Source organism: Rhizobium sp. WYCCWR 11146, from assembly GCF_013591995.1.
Classification (GTDB): Bacteria; Pseudomonadota; Alphaproteobacteria; order Rhizobiales; family Rhizobiaceae; genus Rhizobium; species Rhizobium indicum.
The window spans coordinates 1-15,401 of record NZ_JACCEY010000035.1 but is presented as its reverse complement, the minus strand read 5'-3'; the positions used below and the strand labels follow the sequence as shown (position 1 = coordinate 15,401).

Sequence of the window (15,401 nt, the reverse complement as noted above, 5' to 3'; positions counted from 1 at the left end):
AGTTTGCTGTCTCAGGCGCCGTCCAGCGGCTCGACGCCCTGCGGCTTGCCGGCGCGGTCGAGCCGGATCTTCTCGATGCGGTTTTCGGCGGCCGAAAGCAGCGTCTCGCAATGTTTCTTCAGCGCTTCGCCGCGCTCGTAGATCTCGATCGATTCATCCAGCGCCACATCGCCGCGTTCCAGCCGGGCGACGATGCTTTCGAGTTCGGCGACCGCCTTTTCGAAGGAAAGGCCGGACACCTCCGGCTTGGCGCTGTCAGTCATTCTCAACCCTTCATCATTCTCAGAATATGCATGCCCGCCGATTCGGCGAGTCCCTCGAGATCATAACCGCCTTCGAGCAGGCTGACGACCCGGTTCTTCGCGTGCCGGTCCGCGAGTTCCAGCACACGCCCGGTCGCCCAGTCGAAATCCTCACCCGTCAGATTGATCTGCGCTAAGGGATCGCGGTGATGCGCGTCGAAGCCGGCGGAGATGATGATGAGATCCGGCCGGAAATCGTCAAGGGCGGGCAGGACGCGCGATTTGAACGCCTCGCGGAAATGGTCGCTGCCGACATTCGGCGACAGCGGCGCATTGACGATGGTGTTGTGCTTGCCCTTTTCATCCTTGGCCCCGGTGCCGGGATAGAGCGGCATCTGATGCGTCGAGCAGAACAGCACCGAAGGATCGTCCCAGAAGATATCCTGCGTGCCGTTGCCGTGATGCACGTCCCAGTCGACGATGGCGATGCGCTCGGCGCCGTGCGTCTTCTGCGCATGGCGGGCGGCGATCGCCGCATTGTTGAAGAAACAGAAGCCCATCGCCGTCATCTTCTCGGCATGGTGCCCCGGCGGCCGGGCTGCGACGAAGACATTGTCGGCCCGGCCGGTAAAGACGTCGTCCACCGCCGCCATCGCCCCGCCAATGCCGGTCAGCGCCGCCTGCAGGCTTTTGCTGCTGGCATAGGTATCGGCTTCGATCTGATTGATCTCCCCCTCTTCCTCGGGGATCTCCCGCATGACGGCGGTCAGATGCTCCTCCGGATGGGCAAGCAGCACCGCATCCTCGTTCGCCTGCGGCGCCTGCCGGCGCTCCAGTCGCTCGAAATTCGGATGTTCCAGCGCGACATTGATGGCGCGGATCCTGTCCGATCGCTCCGGATGGCCGGCGGGGGTCACATGTTCCAGGAAGATCGGGTGTTCATAAAGACGGGTGCTCATGAAGACACTCTATCGGTCGCTTATGTCATGTGCCACAGCAGATGGGGCATCGCCTGACGATTTCAACAAGTGCTCTTGCCGCGCGCCTTCCGACCGTTGGCCTACTACACTGCTTCATTTCGCCGTTTCCGTCGAGCCGGTCCATTGCAGCGGCGCCGCATCTTTTAAGACGTACAAAGGATACTGTAACACTTTGAACTATTGCGTAATTTTATCCTTAAGCCGGTTCCGGTATAAGCAATTATGCAGTAATGTTGTCATGGGGAACTCAGTAGGGCAGATCTGTTGATGAGTCAGTCGAAACGCCCGGATGTGGCGGAAATACGCGTGCCGTTTCGCGATGTCGATATGAACGGCCAGATGTTTCTGGCCTCCTATATTTCCTATGCCGAATCCGTCCTGGCGGGCTTCTGGTCGTCGCGGCCCGATGTCGATGACGAACCCGTCTATAGCCCCAGCAAGGTTTCCTGCATGCTTCACCGTCCGCTGCACTATGACGAGCCGGCAACCTTCACCGCCACCGTCGACAAGATCGGCATGCATTCCATCGGCTTCCTCGTTTCGATCGACACCGGGGAGGAGCGTGCCGCCGAGGTCGAGATCATCTGGCAGGCCCGCACCCGCGAGGACCAGTTGCCCGCCTCGCTGCCGGAGGAAACGCGCGACTGGCTTTATCGGTTTTTGGATTAGCGTTGTGCGGACGGCGGACGCTTTGTGAAATGGATTTCGCTGCTTATGTCACGCCATCCAATCACCTGGCCGCCATGCTGGCGACCAGATCGCTAAACCTCTCTCCCTGAATGCCGACATGCGTCCGCAGCAGGCGGCGGGCTTCATCGCCGTCTCCGGCAAAGATCGCGTCGACGATGGCGCAGTGTTCTGAGAAGGAGGTCGACAGGCGGTTGCGCACGCGCAGCTGGAGGCGGCGATAGGGTCTGAGGCGGCGGTGCAATTGCAGACATTGCTCCTCCAGGAACTCGCTGCGGCCGGCTGCGTAGATGGCCTTATGGAATTCCTCATTGTCGTAATAATAGGCATCGCTGTCACCGGCCGCGGCCGATTGCTCGCAGCGGCTGTGGGTCGCCGTGATCGCTTCCCTGGAGGCCTTGTCCAGCCGTCGTGCGGCGAGCGATCCGGCCAGGCCCTCCAGCTCGGCCATCACCTCGAACATCTCATAGACGCGATGCGGCCCCGGATCGATGACGATGGCGCCTCTGCGCGGCCGAATTTCGATGAGGCCGATCGCATCGAGCTGCATCAGCGCCTCGCGCACCGGTGTGCGGGAGACCCCGAAACGCGTCGCAAGCACCATTTCGTCGAGCCGCTCACCGGGGGAGAACTCGTTGGAAAGAATTGAGTTTTCAATCTCATCACGAAGCCATCGGCCGACATTCTCGGACATTCGTCTCACTTCCATCATACACAAACGCAATTCTTGTATACACGATCATTGACCTCGTGTACGAAGAGTGGCATTCTACATACTACCGGTGAAACCCGACAATGGGAAGCAGCCGTCAAAGCAGCCCGCGAAACCAGCCGGCCCAACAGAAGAGACCAGCCAAAGAGAGGAGAACGGCATGTCTGAGGCTTCCTTCTTCACCGACATGCTGCAGAGCATCACCGATCGCGGACGCCAGCTTCTGTTTTCCGGCTCGCGCGCCACGCAGGTCGCAGCCAAGGCCGATCTCCAGACACTCTGTGAAATGCTGCTATCGAGCCGGGGCGAAGCCTCGGGCATGGCGCTTGCCGCCGAGATCCTCGATCGCTGGGGCGCGCTCGAAAGCGAAGGCGCGCAGGCATTCCTCGATATGCTGCATGAAAAGTTCGGACCCGACACGGCCAGGCTCGACCAGGCGATCGAAAACTACCGCACCGATAAAAGCTCTGCTGCGGTCATTGCTCTCCACCAGGCAGCCGAGCCGCGGCGACAGGAGCTTCTGCGCCGATTGAACCACGCGCCGAACGGCACCGCCAAGCTTGTCCGGATGCGTGAGCAGCTGCTTGCATCCAAAGACCAATCCGAAGGTTATCGCGCGCTTGACGCCGACTTCACGCATCTGTTCGGCTCCTGGTTCAATCGCGGCTTCCTGACGCTGCGCCCCATCGACTGGACGACGCCGGCTTACATTCTTGAAAAGATCATCAAATACGAGGCCGTGCACGAGATCGCCGGCTGGGAAGAATTGCGCCGTCGTTTGGCGCCGGCCGACCGCCGATGCTTTGCCTTCTTCCACCCCCGGCTGGTTGACGAGCCGCTGGTGTTCGTCGAGGTGGCGCTGACACGATCGGTGCCGAGCGCGATCGGCGATGTGCTGGTCGAGGGGAGGGAGCAGATCAATGCCGACGAGGCGACGACGGCTGTCTTCTATTCGATCTCCAACTGCCAGGATGGTTTGCGGGGAATCTCGTTCGGCAACTTCCTGATCAAGCAGGTTGTGGAAGACCTGCGCAGAGACCTGCCCGGCCTCAAGAATTTCGTCACGCTGTCGCCCGTTCCAGGCTTTGCCCGTTGGCTTGCCAAGGCGCGTGCCTCGACCGCCGACCTGTTGCTGCCGGAAGCGGCCCGCGAAACGCTGATGCTGCTGGACGATCCGAGCTGGCCTGACAACGAGAAGACGGCGACGGAAGTGGAGCGCGTGCTGCTGCCGCTTGCGGCGCGCTATTTCCTGACGGAACGGACGCCGGAGGGCCGCCCCGTCGATCCTGTCGCCCGCTTCCATCTCGGCAACGGCGCTCGACTGGAAAGACTGAATTTTCTCGGTGACCGCTCGGCCAAGGCGATGCAGCAGGCCCACGGCCTGATGGTCAACTACCTCTACAAGCTGGACGACATCGTGGCCAACCATGAGGCTCTGGCGCAGCGCGGCGAAGTGATTGCCTCGCCTGCCGTCAAAAGCTTGCTCAGCCAGAACGACGAAAGCCGCCGCGGTGGCAATGGCCAGCAAGGCTCCCGGCCATTCCAACAAATAGTGAACTCAACGCTTGGAGGAGGGCGAAAGTGAGCAACCATCTTTTCGACGCCATGCGGACGGCCGCGCCCGGTGACGCACCGTTCATCCGGATCGATAGTAATCGCACATGGACCTATGATGACGCGCTCGCTCTTTCCGGCCGCATTGCCGGCGCGATGGACACGCTCGGCATTCGCCCCGGCGACCGGGTGGCGGTGCAAGTCGAGAAAAGTCCCGAGGCACTGATCCTCTATCTCGCCTGTCTTCGAACCGGCGCGATCTACCTGCCGCTCAACACCGCCTATACGCTGGCTGAGCTCGATTATTTTATCGGCGATGCGGAGCCGCGTTTGGTGGTTGTTGCGCCGGCTGCCCGGGAAGGCGTGGAGACGATCGCCAAGCCCCACGGCGCCATCGTCGAAACGCTCGATGCCGATGGCAGCGGCTCGTTGCTGGATCTGGCGCGCGACGAGCCGGCCGACTTTGTCGATGCCTCGCGTTCTGCCGATGATCTGGCTGCGATCCTCTACACGTCGGGAACGACCGGACGCTCCAAGGGGGCGATGCTCACGCATGGGAACCTGCTCTCGAACGCCCTGACCTTGCGAGACTATTGGCGCGTCACATCAGGCGATCGGCTGATCCATGCCTTGCCGATCTTCCACACGCATGGGCTGTTCGTCGCCACGAATGTCACACTGCTCGCCGGCGCCTCGATGTTCCTGCTGTCGAAGTTCGACGCCGACGAGGTCGTTTCACTGATGCCGCAGGCAACGATGCTGATGGGCGTGCCGACCTTCTACGTGCGCCTTCTGCAAAGTCCGCGCCTCGACGAGCAAGCGGTTGCCAGCATCCGCCTCTTCATTTCCGGTTCGGCTCCGCTGCTTGCCGAAACCCATACCGAGTTCCAGGCTCGCACCGGTCACGCCATTCTTGAGCGCTACGGCATGACGGAAACCAATATGAACACGTCGAACCCCTATGAGGGGAAACGCATTGCCGGAACGGTCGGCTTCCCGCTGCCTGATGTGACGGTGCGCGTCACCGATCCCGCCAGCGGGCTCGCGCTGCCGCCTGAAGAAACGGGAATGATCGAGATCAAAGGGCCGAACGTCTTCAAGGGCTATTGGCGCATGCCGGAAAAGACGGCGGCGGAGTTTACGGCAGATGGATTCTTCATCAGCGGCGATCTCGGCAAGATCGACCGGGACGGTTATGTCCACATCGTCGGCCGCGGCAAGGATCTGGTGATTTCGGGTGGATACAACATCTATCCGAAAGAGGTCGAAGGCGAGATCGACCAGATCGAGGGTGTGGTCGAAAGCGCTGTCATCGGCGTGCCGCATCCCGATTTCGGAGAAGGCGTGACCGCCGTCGTCGTATGCAAGCCCGGCGCAGTCCTCGATGAAAAGACCATCGTCAGCGCCCTCCAGCAACGTCTCGCCCGCTACAAACAACCCAAGCGCATCATCTTTGCCAACGACCTGCCGCGCAACACGATGGGCAAGGTTCAGAAAAACATCCTGCGGCAGCAATACGCCGATCTTTACACCAGGACGTAAGAGGACCGCGGCCTCTGGGAGGAGGGTGCGCCGACAATCGCATCGATCTTGAACACAACAACCACGGCGCTGGAGGCGTCGGAGGGAGGGGAATCATGGGTATTGAATTACTGGCCATAGGCCTGCTGGTCGCCATGTTCATCATTGCGACGATCCAGCCGATCAACATGGGTGCGCTCGCCTTTGCCGGCGCCTTCGTGCTCGGCTCGATGATCATCGGGATGAAAACCAGCGATATTTTCGCCGGCTTTCCGAGTGATCTGTTCCTGACGCTCGTCGCCGTCACTTACCTCTTCGCCATAGCGCAGATCAACGGCACGATTGACTGGCTCGTCGAATGTGCGGTCCGCCTGGTGCGCGGGCGGATCGGCTTGATTCCCTGGGTGATGTTCCTGGTCGCCGCCATCATTACCGGTTTCGGTGCTCTTGGGCCTGCCGCGGTCGCCATTCTCGCACCCGTCGCGTTGAGCTTTGCCGTGCAGTACCGCATTCACCCTGTCATGATGGGTCTGATGGTGATCCACGGCGCGCAGGCGGGCGGATTTTCGCCGATCAGCATCTATGGCGGAATCACCAACCAGATCGTTGCGAAGGCCGGCCTGCCTTTTGCGCCGACCTCGCTGTTTCTCTCCAGCTTCTTCTTCAACCTGGCGATCGCGGTGCTGGTCTTCTTCATTTTCGGCGGCGCCAGGGTGATGAAGCAGGACGCCACATCGCTTGGCCCTTTGCCCGAACTCCATCCCGAGGGTGTATCGGCGTCGATCAGAGGTCACGGCGGCACGCCGGCAAAACCGATCAGAGAGCATGCCTATGGCACGGCGGCTGATACCGCGACGACATTGCGCCTGAACAATGAGAGAATTACCACCTTGATCGGCCTGACGGCGCTCGGTATCGGCGCCCTGGTTTTCAAGTTCAACGTCGGCCTCGTCGCCATGACCGTGGCTGTCGCCTTGGCGCTACTGTCACCGAAGACCCAGAAGGCAGCAATCGACAAGGTCAGCTGGTCGACCGTACTGCTGATTGCCGGCATCATCACCTATGTCGGCGTCATGGAGAAGGCCGGGACGGTCGACTACGTGGCGAACGGCATATCCAGTCTCGGCATGCCGCTGCTGGTGGCGCTCCTGCTTTGCTTTACCGGCGCCATCGTCTCGGCCTTTGCCTCCTCGACCGCGCTGCTCGGCGCGATCATCCCGCTCGCCGTTCCATTCCTCCTGCAAGGACATGTCAGCGCCATCGGCGTGGTCGCGGCGATCGCGATCTCGACGACGATCGTCGATACCAGCCCATTCTCCACCAATGGCGCGCTAGTCGTCGCCAATGCACCGGATGACAGCCGTGAGCAGGTGCTGCGACAGTTACTGATCTACAGCGCCCTGATCGCGATCATCGGCCCGATCGTCGCCTGGTTGGTGTTCGTGGTGCCCGGGCTGGTGTGACGGCTGGCAACGAGCGCGCTTGTCCGAAACCGCCCTTAGTGTTAAGAAAATTGCATGGACAATACCGTGATCAGCACTTTCGTGATGATGATGCCGCGCTCATAGCGTGGCGGGTTTCGTGCGTCCAGAATGCACCAGCGACCGCCCTCGAGGCGGTCTTTTCATGGGTCGATCCGTCTCGCGGGGCAAACAGCCTTCGAAAGGAAACACCGATGAACAAGATCTACATCACCACCTCGATCCCCTATGTGAATGCCGCGCCGCATGTGGGCTTTGCCCTCGAACTGGTCCAGGCCGATGCCTATGCCCGCCATTTTCGCCTTCTCGGCTACGACGTCAGGTTCCAGTGCGGAACCGACGACAACAGCCTGAAGAATGTCCGTTCGGCGGAAGCCGCGGGAGTGCCGGTCAAGGACTTCGTGAACGCGAACGCCGACAGGTTCGAGCGCCTCGGCGGCCTGCTCGATATCTCCAACGAGGAATTCGTCCGCACCTCCCGCGATCCAAGGCATATCGCCTGCGTCCATGCCTTGTGGAGGGCATGCGCCGGCAATGGCGACCTCTATCGCAAGGCATATGAGGGTCTCTATTGCGTCGGTTGCGAGCAATTCTACGAGCCGTCGGAACTCGATGATGGGCGCTGCCCGGAACATGGGCTTGCCCTTGAGACCATCCGCGAGGAGAACTGGTTCTTCCGTCTCTCGCGATATGGCGACCGGCTGCTTGAGCTCGTCGAGACCGGCGAGCTTCGGATCGTCCCGGCTCATCGGCGAAATGAAATCCTTGCCCTGCTTCGGCGTGGCCTGACCGACATCAGCGTGTCGCGCAGTGCGGAGCGGGCGCGCGGCTGGGGAGTTCCCGTGCCCGATGGGGATGAGGTCGTCTATGTCTGGTTCGATGCCCTGGCGAACTATCTCACTGGTCTCGGCCACGGGTCCGATCCGACCCTGCTGCAGCACTATTGGAACGGCGGCCAACGCATCCATGTCGTCGGCAAGGGCATCTCCAAGTTCCACGCCATCTACTGGCCGGCCATCCTCTTGTCCGCAGGTCTGCCGCCGCCATCGTCGATCCTCGTGCACGGCTACGTCACGGTAGACGGCCGGAAGATCGGCAAGTCGGCCGGCAACGGCATCGATCCGGAACGCATCATCCAATCCTACGCAACGCCGGACGCACTGCGATATTACCTGCTCCGGCATATACGCTCGGGAGACGATGGCGACTTCTCCGGCGAACGTCTCGAAGCCGCGTGGTCGGGCGAGCTCGCCGGGCAGCTCGGAAATCTCGCCAACCGGGTGCTTGCGCTTCTGTCCACGTCATTCGGCGGCATCGTTCCGCCTGTGCCCGACAGCGCGTTCGTGGACCAGGCTGCCCGCCTTCCGGGGAAGGTGGCTGAAGCCTTTGATGCCTACGAGCTCCATCTCGGCCTCGCCGATATTTTTGTGTTTATCGGCGAGGCGAACAGGCGGTTTACAAAATGCGCGCCGTGGGCGGATGCGAAAGCCCTGCTTGCCGATCTCACGCCGGAGGATCGGCAGGCGACCACTGCTCGCCTTGGCGCTTGCCTGGCCGAGCAGGTCTACGGCCTTGCGATCATTGCCCGCTGCCTCCTGCCGTTCCTGCCAAGTTCGGCCGCAAAGCTCCATTCGAGGCTGGGAATACCGTCTCCTCGCCTCTATCGGGACCCCTTGATCGTGGGCGGAGTCAAAACCGCCCCGCAAGCCGTCCTCTTTCCGCAACGCACGGCAGCTTGAAGGGGAACCAGCCCGAGATCCTCTGTGCTGCACCTTAGGCAGCGCAGAGTTTTGACGTGATCCAGTATGTCATGAAAGTTTCATATTCAGGCTATTTTCGGGAGCGGGAAAATAATCTACTATTTTAATCAGGAAGCAAGATTTCCTGAAACAAACGAAGGAGACTGATTGAGTATATTTCTTATAACTATCATGCTCATCGCAGGCTTTGTCCTGTTTGCCATGATCACCGGGGCAGCACGAGGGCGCACTGCCCAGACCACCGCAAACACCAAGCGCAGGTCGGGCAGTTCAGGAAGCTCCGGCGATGGAGGTGGAGGCTGGTTCGACGCCTCAGGCGACTGTGACGGCGGTGGCGGAGATGGTGGAGGAGGAGACTAAATCAAACTGAAATCGATAGAATGCCCGACCGCCTCAAGGCGGTTTTTTGTTGCCCGGATTCCTGGCTGCCCGGCTGCCGAGGCGGCAATCAACCGGACAGTCGGCCCATACCGGCGCGGCTGCGTTCCCGATCAATCCAACGGCATCACAAAGGTGAAGCGCGTCTCCTTGTCATCGGAACTGACCGTGATCGTCCCGCCATGGGCGCGGGCGATTTCCGAGGCGATGTGCAGACCCAGCCCCAATCCTCTTTGACTTGTGCCGGCCTCGCCTGTGAAGAAAGGCTGAAAAAGCCGTGTCATCGCGTCGCTGGAAATCGGAGCGCCGCCGTTGGCGATCCAAAGCTCCAACCTTCCGTCGACAGTTGCCGCCGATAGCCGCACCGGTTCGTCCGGTGTCCCATGGGTCAGGGCATTCGCCAGAAGATTGGACACCAGCTGGCCGATCCGGCCGCTGTCGCAGTTTATCGGCCCATCGAATTCGATCGTCACCTCAATTGCGCGGTCGAGATGACTGAAGCGGAGTTCTTCGATGACCTGCCGCAAGAGCGGCTCGAGATGCTCCGCCCGCCTCTCGAGCGTAATGCCGCCACCCAATCGTCCGCGCGCGAAGTCGAGGACGTTGTCGATCAGGGCAGACATGCGAACGACGCTGCCCTGCATCAAATCGAGAACTTTAATCGCGCGATCGGTCTGCTTCTCTTTTCGGAGCATGCGCGCCGCGGCTGCAATCGAGGCAAGCGGGTTGCGCAGGTCGTGGCCGAGAACAGCAATGAACTCTTCCCGCAACTCGGCGGTTTGCTGTTCGAAGGCGAGTTTGGATTTGATCGTGGCGCCGGCAGCATCGGCGGCTGTGCGCGCGTCGACCAGCTCCCGTTCATAACGGCGACGCTCGGCAGCCTGAAACATCGTCACGCGGGTGAAAAGCAGGGCACCGTCGTCTGCACGTCTTTCCATGGCATTGGCGAGCACAGGCAGCCTTCTGTCGTCCGCCGTCACGAGATCGAGGGCAACCTCATTGAAAAACCCTTGCATGCGCAGCAGAGGCGCAAAATGGGTTTCGTAGAATATACGGCCCGACGTGTTGAGCAGGTCGTGAAGTCGTTTGCCGAGGAGCTGCTCGACAGGGATGCCGATCCAGGTCGACAGCGTTCTGTTGACCTTGACGATGCGCCCGTCCGGCCGCAGCGAAAGATAGCCGCATGGCGCGTTTTCGTACAAGTCCTCAAGGTCTTCCGCCGGCATGAAGATCTGCGTGTCGCTACCGGTCATCGGACGAACCGCCGGATTGCAGATATGACCTCGTCGGGAGCGCTGAGGTTAGGGCAGTGGCCACTCGCGTTCAGCACGACCAATTGACTATTCGGGACCTGCTGATGGACGAATTCGCCGACCTCTTCAGAGGCGATGATATCATCGCGGCATTGAAGGATCAGCGTTCTGGCGGTGACGTTCGGAAGGTCGCTGCGATTGTCTGAGGTGAATGTCACCCGTGCAAACGCCTTGGCGATCTCAGGATCGGTGCGGCAGAAGCTATTGGTCAGCTCTTCGCTAAGTTCTGGTCGATCGGGATTGCCCATGATGACGGGCGCCATAGCGGCAGACCACCCCATGTGGTTGTCGTCCAACGACGTCAGCAGTTCGTCTATGTCTGCCGCGCTGAACCCGCCGATATAGTCATCGTCATTGATATAGCGCGGCGACGGCCCGACAAGGATCAGGCTGTCAAACAGTTCCGGTGCCTGCAGCGAGGCGATGACGCCGATCATTGCGCTGACGGAGTGCCCAACGAACACCGTTTGCGTCAGGCCGAGCGCGCGGCAAATTTCCACGAGGTCATCCGCATAGCCCGCCAATGATGCATATTTCCGGGCATCATAGGCCGTGAGATCGGATCGCCCCGCGCCGACGTGATCGAACAGCACCGTCTTGAAGTCGCCTTCAAAAGCCGGCGCCACGAAACGCCACATATTCTGGTCGCAGCCGAATCCATGCGAAAAGATCATCGCACGCTGGCCATCGCCCCGGACTTGAACATGATTTCGATCGATGACGGTCATCTCGCCCTCTTCCCTGCTTTCATAACATGTTCCGCCTGTTTTGGATCGGGGAAAGATCAGCCCGGCAACGGTTCGATGGCTCTGTGCCGCGATGTTCCCGAGGCGGCCGCCCGGCCATTTGCGGCATGCCTAGTCCATCACTTTCCGGAGCTCGAAGAAGAATCGCCGAGGATCGTCGCGCACGCACATCATCCCGGCAATCCCGTCATCGTCAATCCTCCGGAAGTAGTCCACGATCGGCTGTTTGTCGTAGATCATCGCAGCCGTTTCGATGCCGTCGAGCGCCTGAAGCCGCAACGAAGCGGTCGTGCCTCTGGCTCGAAGCAGCTTCTGCAGGTACGAGAACCCGTGGCGGGCGACGAACGTCCGGCCAAGGGGCGCCATCTTGATCGCCAGCCCAATGGGTAAGAAATTTGGCTCGATCGCCACGAGCCGGCCCGGTCTCCAGTTGAAGAGCAGGGCGTCCGCCCGCATGTCGGAATGGAAGCGCTTGCCAAACCAGTTGAGATTCTCGAGCACGCCGTCCAGTGGATGGCCCGACGGAATACCGACGCCGCTCCAAAGGCCGACCATGTCCTTCGGCTGGACGGGCTCCAGCGAGCGGAACCAGGCAGCCATCTCCTCCTGCTGGTCGCCTCGCATGGTTTCTCCTTCAAGGACGTTCATTGCGGAAAAATGAAAAGAAGGTTTGGAAAGTTCCCGTTCATGCGGACCGGTCGGAAGCGCAACGGCCCCCGAAGGGGCCGTTGGGGTATTCGCCAGACAAGACAGGCCTATGCGTCAGGCGCGCGACGGCAGCAGGGGATAGCCGACCATGACGGCGCGGCCAAGCAGGGCTGCGACGAAAGCCTTGATCACATCGCCGGGAATGAAGGCCATCGAGCCGACGAAGGCTTTCGTGAAGCCGAGGCCGGCGACGGTGGCGAGATAGGTGATGCCGAAGGCGTAGAGCACGACGATGCCGCCGGCCATGGCGGTGAGGAAGAAGCTCACCGTCTGCACCAGGCCGGATTGCTGATGGTTGACCAGCCGCTCGCTGAGATAGCCGGTGACGAAGGCGGCAAAGATCCAGCCGATCAGGAAGCCGGCCGTCGGCGACGCGAAGATGGCAAGCCCGCCGCGGCCGCCGGAAAGCACCGGCAGGCCGATCGCGACCAGCACCAGCACGATCAGCACGGCAATCGCGCCGCGCCGCGCGCCGAGCACGACGCCGGCCATCATGACGCCGAGGGATTGGGCGGTGATCGGCACCGGAATGAAGCCGAGCGAGATCGGCGGCAGCAGGCCAAGCGCCACGATGATCGCGGCAAAGAGGGCGGTAAGAACGAGGTCGCGAGTGCTCATCATGAATTCCGTGTTTATCAATCGTTAACTCACATGCCGCCGAATGCCGCGCGCGTCAATCGCCGCGGCGATATTATCCGCATCCTTAAGGGTCAGGATGATCAGCGGCGCAAGTAGCGTCGTCGGCCGCACCTTCAGCCCGCGTGCCTTATGCGCCTCGCGGATCGCCTGATAACGCCCGACGATCTCCGGCACGAAACGCAGCACCAGCCCGAGCGCCAGGCCGATATCGTCGGCCTGCACCCAGCCGGTGCGTTCGAGCGGGCGGGCAAGCGCCGTCACCTCGTCGATGAACTCGGTGATCGACGTCGTCGCCGTCACGGTGGCGGCAAGCAGCATCAGCGCCGTCAGCCGCAGCAGGGGCACGAGCGCCTCCTGCCAGGGATTGAAGATGAGGTTGAAGAGTGCGACGACCGCGATCGTCAGGAAGATCGGCCGCAGCCGCCTGAGCCCATCGGCAAGCGGCAAGCCGACCATCCGGTAGAGAACCGCCGTCAGCAGCACGGCGATCGACAGCAGGATCAGGTTCCCGCTGATGAACAGCACCACGCCGAAGATCGTCAGCGACAACAGTTTTAGCCGCGGCGAAAGCCGGTGCATCACGCTGTTGCCTTCGACATAGAGCGACTGCATCAGGCGGCGATCTCCTTGTAGCGGGCGATCGCTTCGGCAGCCGGCGCATCGGCGGCAAGCCGCCCTTCATGAAACAGCAGCACCCGCTCGAAATCGGCGATCAGCTCCAGATCATGCGTGATGATGATGGCGCTTTCCGGCAGTCCGGCGATAATCCCTTCGACCAGCGCCCGGTTCTTGAGATCGAGCTGGTTGGTCGGCTCGTCGAGGATCAGAATGCCTGGCCCCGTTGCCAGCACCGAGCAGAGGGCCGCCACCTGCAACTCGCCGCCGGAAAGCTCGTGTGCACGCCGATCGGCCAGCGCCTCAGCGCCGAAGCGGGCCAGCACGGCCTCGACCTTCGCCTCGATCTCCGCCTTGGTGAAACCGCGCCGCTTCAGCCCGAAGGCGATGTCGTCCTTGACGATCGGGAGGATGATCTGGTTCTGCGGCGACTGGAAGATGAAACCGACATCGGCCACCGCAGTCTTCTCATCGCTCGTGTCGCGGCCGTTGACGGTGACGCGGCCGACCGACGGTCTGGTCAATCCATTGATCAGCCGCGCGAAAGTCGTCTTGCCCGAGCCGTTCAGCCCGATGACGCCGATACGTTTTCCACTGATGCCAAGCGTCAGCGGCTGCAGCGCCACCCGTGCCCCGAAACTGACCCCGGCGCCTTCGAAACGAATATCCAAACCAATCCCTCGCATCCACGCGATCCCGCTTCTATACGGGGAATCCCCGGTGATGAAAGAGTAAATCTCCTTGTCGATATCGGGTGGCTAGGAAGATTTTCCGGATTATGATGTGACCATGACGAATCTGCTTTCCAATTCCGACGCCCGCCGTGTCTTTCTTGCCAAGCAGGGCCTCAGCGCCCCGCCAAACCGCGCCTTGACCAAAGCCGGCCTGTTGCAGCTCATCCATGAACTGGGTTTCGTCCAGGTGGACAGCATCCAGACGGTGGAGCGGGCCCATCATCAGATCCTGTTTTCCCGCAACCAGACCTACAGGCGCGAGCATCTGACGGCACTGCTCGAAAAGGACGGCGCGCTGTTCGAGCACTGGACGCATGACGCCTCGATCCTGCCGAGCGCCTTCTTCGTCTATTGGAAGCACAAGTTCCTTCATCAGGAGAAGGTGCTCATCGAACGCTGGCGCAAATGGCGCGGCGAGGGCTTCGAGGCGGCGTTCGCGGAGACCTATGAGCGCGTTGAGCGCGACGGCGCAATCCTCTCGCGCGATATCAAGGCCGATGGACACGTTTCCGGCGGCTGGTGGAACTGGCATCCCAACAAGACGGCGCTCGAATATTTCTGGCACACCGGCAAGTTCGCCATCGCCGGCCGCTCGAACTTTCAGAAGATCTATGATCTGGCGGAGCGCGTCATCCCGAGCGAGTTCCGCGAGCCTGAGGTGAGCCGCGAGGACTTCGTCGACTGGGCCTGCCGCAGCGCGCTCACCCGGCTCGGCTTCGCCACCCACGGCGAGATATCAGCCTTCTGGAACCTGGTCTCGCCCGATGAGGCCAAGGCCTGGGTATCAGCCCATCGCGACGAATTGATCGAAGTGCTGATCGAACCGGCGCTCGGCGGCAAGGCGCGCCCATCCTGGGCTTTTGCCGATTTCCTCTCGACGCTCGACAACTACCCCGGTGCTCCGCCGCGCATCCGCGTGCTCAGCCCCTTCGACCCGATGATCCGCGACCGCAACCGCACCGAACGCCTGTTCGGCTTCTTCTACCGCATCGAGATCTTCGTGCCCGAGCCGAAGCGTGAATATGGCTACTATGTCTTCCCGCTGCTCGAAGGCGACCGGCTGATCGGCCGCATCGACATGAAGGCGGATCGGAAAAAGTCGACGCTCGATGTCAAGCGGCTCTGGCTGGAGCCGGGCGTGAAACCTTCGGCTGGGAGGCTGGAGCGACTGGAAGCGGAGCTTGACCGGGTTGCGCGGTTTGCGGGTGTGGAGAAGGTCGTGCTTCTCGACGGCTGGAGAGGATAATCCCTTCTCCCCAGCGGGGAGAGCGACTGTCTTGTTTGTCAAGCGTTTTGCCATGGTCGTCCGTCCCTGATGATGGCGTTGAGGA

15 protein-coding genes are annotated in these 15,401 nt (G+C 61.3%); 6 read left to right on the top strand and 9 right to left on the bottom strand.

Translation table 11 applies throughout. The annotated features are described in order from the left end of the window. Window positions 1-11: 11 nt before the first annotated feature. Together HX899_RS27420 and HX899_RS27415 are read right to left on the bottom strand one after the other, a co-directional pair. Window positions 12-263, bottom strand: coding sequence for an exodeoxyribonuclease VII small subunit (locus tag HX899_RS27420; protein ID WP_003545921.1), 252 nt, complete (start codon window positions 261-263; stop codon window positions 12-14). 2 nt (window positions 264-265) lie between these two features. Further along, complete coding sequence (locus HX899_RS27415) at window positions 266-1,201, bottom strand: histone deacetylase family protein (RefSeq protein ID WP_017959231.1); 936 nt, start codon at window positions 1,199-1,201, stop codon at window positions 266-268. Window positions 1,202-1,489: 288 nt separating this feature from the next. On the opposite strand from HX899_RS27415, the gene HX899_RS27410 reads away from it, so the two are divergent. After that, entirely contained in the window at window positions 1,490-1,891 is a 402-nt protein-coding gene (locus HX899_RS27410) for a thioesterase family protein (RefSeq protein ID WP_138328841.1), read from the top strand. Between the two features lie 61 nt (window positions 1,892-1,952). On the opposite strand, the gene HX899_RS27405 is transcribed toward HX899_RS27410, so the two are convergent. Then, on the bottom strand, window positions 1,953-2,603 hold the full coding sequence (locus HX899_RS27405) for a GntR family transcriptional regulator (protein ID WP_181293855.1): 651 nt from the start codon (window positions 2,601-2,603) through the stop codon (window positions 1,953-1,955). Window positions 2,604-2,781: 178 nt separating this feature from the next. Between HX899_RS27405 and HX899_RS27400 the strand changes: the two genes are divergently transcribed. The 4 genes from HX899_RS27400 (at window position 2,782) to HX899_RS27385 (ending at window position 8,916) form a co-directional block, all read left to right on the top strand. Continuing rightward, window positions 2,782-4,206: a malonyl-CoA decarboxylase gene (locus tag HX899_RS27400; protein ID WP_181293854.1), complete on the top strand. Its 1,425-nt coding sequence runs from the start codon at window positions 2,782-2,784 to the stop codon at window positions 4,204-4,206. Continuing rightward, complete coding sequence (locus HX899_RS27395; RefSeq protein ID WP_181293853.1) at window positions 4,203-5,717, top strand: malonyl-CoA synthase; 1,515 nt, start codon at window positions 4,203-4,205, stop codon at window positions 5,715-5,717. The genes HX899_RS27400 and HX899_RS27395 overlap by 4 nt, the downstream gene beginning before the upstream one ends. 95 nt (window positions 5,718-5,812) lie before the next feature. After that, the gene (locus HX899_RS27390) at window positions 5,813-7,159 is read left to right on the top strand and encodes an SLC13 family permease (protein WP_181293852.1); all 1,347 of its coding nucleotides are present in this window, start codon (window positions 5,813-5,815) and stop codon (window positions 7,157-7,159) included. Window positions 7,160-7,371: 212 nt separating this feature from the next. Next, window positions 7,372-8,916, top strand: a complete 1,545-nt coding sequence (locus tag HX899_RS27385; protein ID WP_181293851.1) for a methionine--tRNA ligase — start codon at window positions 7,372-7,374, stop codon at window positions 8,914-8,916. 512 nt (window positions 8,917-9,428) lie between these two features. Here the strand turns inward: HX899_RS27385 and HX899_RS27380 are convergent. The 6 genes from HX899_RS27380 to HX899_RS27355 form a co-directional block, all read right to left on the bottom strand. Then, window positions 9,429-10,568, bottom strand: coding sequence for a PAS domain-containing sensor histidine kinase (locus HX899_RS27380; protein ID WP_181293850.1), 1,140 nt, complete (start codon window positions 10,566-10,568; stop codon window positions 9,429-9,431). Continuing rightward, entirely contained in the window at window positions 10,565-11,356 is a 792-nt protein-coding gene (locus HX899_RS27375) for an alpha/beta fold hydrolase (protein WP_138328831.1), read from the bottom strand. The genes HX899_RS27380 and HX899_RS27375 overlap by 4 nt, the downstream gene beginning before the upstream one ends. A gap of 129 nt (window positions 11,357-11,485) precedes the next feature. Next, window positions 11,486-12,022: a GXWXG domain-containing protein gene (locus tag HX899_RS27370; RefSeq protein ID WP_181293849.1), complete on the bottom strand. Its 537-nt coding sequence runs from the start codon at window positions 12,020-12,022 to the stop codon at window positions 11,486-11,488. A 114-nt stretch (window positions 12,023-12,136) separates the two neighbouring features. After that, window positions 12,137-12,700 (bottom strand): biotin transporter BioY, encoded by a 564-nt coding sequence (locus HX899_RS27365; RefSeq protein WP_012756299.1) that lies wholly within the window; start codon window positions 12,698-12,700, stop codon window positions 12,137-12,139. A gap of 24 nt (window positions 12,701-12,724) precedes the next feature. Continuing rightward, a complete protein-coding gene (locus HX899_RS27360; RefSeq protein WP_138387976.1) occupies window positions 12,725-13,333 on the bottom strand; it encodes an energy-coupling factor transporter transmembrane protein EcfT in 609 nt (202 codons plus the stop codon). After that, entirely contained in the window at window positions 13,333-14,007 is a 675-nt protein-coding gene (locus HX899_RS27355; protein ID WP_181293848.1) for an energy-coupling factor ABC transporter ATP-binding protein, read from the bottom strand. Before HX899_RS27355 ends, HX899_RS27360 begins: the two co-directional genes overlap by 1 nt. Before the next feature lie 118 nt (window positions 14,008-14,125). On the opposite strand from HX899_RS27355, the gene HX899_RS27350 reads away from it, so the two are divergent. After that, complete coding sequence (locus tag HX899_RS27350) at window positions 14,126-15,316, top strand: winged helix-turn-helix domain-containing protein (protein WP_181293847.1); 1,191 nt, start codon at window positions 14,126-14,128, stop codon at window positions 15,314-15,316. Window positions 15,317-15,401: the final 85 nt, after the last annotated feature.